Raw genomic sequence first — 2070 nt, forward strand, 5'->3', positions numbered from 1 at the left:
GTGCCCGACCCACTGCCGTTGTCGTTGATGCCAGGCCCAGCAGGCACGCTGTCCAGGTGGGCGCCGACGACCACCACCCGGTCGGGATCGCCGCCCGGGGTCTCGGCGATCACGTTCCTGGTAGGGATCCGATCCTCAGCCAGGTTGGTCTCCACCCGGGCCGTCACCGACCCCGGCGGGTTGGTCTGGTACAGGTCGAAGAACTCCTGCCCGACCGCAAAGGAGGTCCCCACCCCGGGAATGTGGATTCCCTCGGCCCCCAAGGGCAGGTTGCCGGGCACGTCCAACCGGTCGGGGCTGTTGCCCTCGTTGTACAGGATCAGCCCGGCGGCACCCGCCTCCTGGGCAAGCTGGGCCTTCTGCACATAGGGGCAGGTCCCCCGCTGGACCAGCGCGATGTCGCCGGCGTTCCAGCCCGAGGTCCCGGTGAAGTCGGTGGCCTCACAGGCGCTGGTCGACCCACCCACAGAGGGCATGACCACGTCGATGGGCACCACCTCGCCGCTGGCCTCCCCCGAGCCGGTGAAGGCCCGGAAGTCCGCCGGCGTGGCATAGGTCTTGGCCGTCGGGGTCAGCCGCTCCAACTCCGGCGGCGCTGCCTCCCGGAACTGGCCGAAGGTGAACTCCTGGAAACTCACCTGGTAGCCGGCCGCGGCCATCTGCTTGGCCACGTACTCGGCGGAGGCGTCATAGCCGCTGGTTCCCGCGGCCCGGTTGTCATCGTTGGCGTCGGCGATGGCCTGCCAGGCGGCCTGGTGCTCACGGATGCCGGCAACAGTGACGGCTTTGCGGAATCCCTCGCTGGCGGGGACGTCCCCGGGGGCGGCCCAGGCGGCCGGGGACGCCGACATCATGGCCAGGGCCAGCAACAGCGTCACCAGCCAGGTGATCTTCCTGCGCATGAAGCATCCTCCTGCGTGCAGCTGGAACCGGACATAAGGACAGCAGCACCACGCGCCCTGGTGGCCGCCCGGTCGCCTGTAGCGGGCCTCACCCCCAAGCGTCATGCCAGGCCCTGGGCGACGGTGCGCGGCGCGCACCTTCGCGGCCACGGGCAGGGTTCAGCACCATATCCGCTCCGTCCCGGTTTGAGAAGATCCACGGCAGCAGGTCCCGTATCCGGCCAAGCCGAGGTGACGGCCGAGTGGGCTGAGTGCGCTGGCCCTCACCAGCCCGCACTCCGGTCGGTCCGACGGTTGACCCGGTCGTCCGGCTCTTGTGCAAGTCAGCCGTCGCCGAAGCCACGCCCGGTAGGTCGCCGTGTAGCCGTTCGCTAACACCGGCTGCAGCGCGGGGACGAGCCTCCTCGACGTCCCAGGAGGCTTCGTCCCTGCTAGGTGGCGGTGCCGTGGCCTTGTATGGTCGATATGGTCGACGAGAACGAGCGTATCGTGATGCGGTGGCCCGCCTACGAGGGCGGTACGCAGACCACGGTCGAATGGACCTTCACACCTCGCTCCCACGACACCACCTTCGTCACCGTCACCAACACCGGCTTCAGCGGCGACCAAGAGTCGACCGCAAAGCAGGCCATCGCCGCGACCGAAGGCTTCACGCTCGTGCTCGCTGGAATGTAGGCGCTACTCGAGCACGACCTCGAGCTCAATCTCATCGGCGACCGCTTCCCAGAGGGTGTCGAACACTAAGAGCGTGTTCCGACCTTCGGGCGGCTCTACTGCTCGGCATGCTTACGGACAGCGGGTGAAGGCTGCCAACCGACGCCGAACACTGGCGTTGGCTAGCCGCCCAGCCAGGGGCGCCTCCGGCTCCGGGCGAGCCCGTGATCGCAATGCCTAGCGGCGTCGCGGTCAGCATGCGCGGCGGCATGTCCTGGCACGAGTCTTCTTCAGTACAAGCCAACCAAGCACGCGCAGCCGTCATGGTCTGGGGTATTCGCCTTGGCACACTCTAGGCTGCTGACGCTGCTCGCCCCCGCCCCCGCCTGGTCGTGGCGATCACCCGATCCCCAAGGCGGGGATGGCCGGCGGGTGCCGGTTGCCGCACTGCCGGCCATCCCCAGACCGGCTACTTCTGCAGCTGCCCGCGGACGGCACCCGCCGGGAACTCGGC

Annotated in this window: 2 protein-coding genes; one reads left to right on the plus strand and one right to left on the minus strand. The window is 68.8% G+C overall.

Annotated elements, in window-relative coordinates; genetic code table 11:
• Window positions 1-902 (minus strand): M28 family metallopeptidase (locus tag VF468_15445; protein HEX5879688.1); only part of this gene is annotated, 902 nt, incomplete at its 3' end.
• A gap of 465 nt (window positions 903-1367) precedes the next feature.
• Between VF468_15445 and VF468_15450 the strand changes: the two genes are divergently transcribed.
• Window positions 1368-1577, plus strand: a complete 210-nt coding sequence (locus VF468_15450; protein HEX5879689.1) for an SRPBCC domain-containing protein — start codon at window positions 1368-1370, stop codon at window positions 1575-1577.
• Window positions 1578-2070: the final 493 nt, after the last annotated feature.

The sequence above is a fragment of the Actinomycetota bacterium genome, assembly GCA_036280995.1.
Lineage (GTDB): Bacteria > Actinomycetota > CALGFH01 > CALGFH01 > CALGFH01 > CALGFH01.

Bases quoted from the DNA above. Each gene is read 5' to 3' on its own strand.
- VF468_15450 (HEX5879689.1), top strand. From the start codon at position 1,368: ATGGTCGACGAGAACGAGCGTATCGTGATGCGGTGGCCCGCCTACGAG.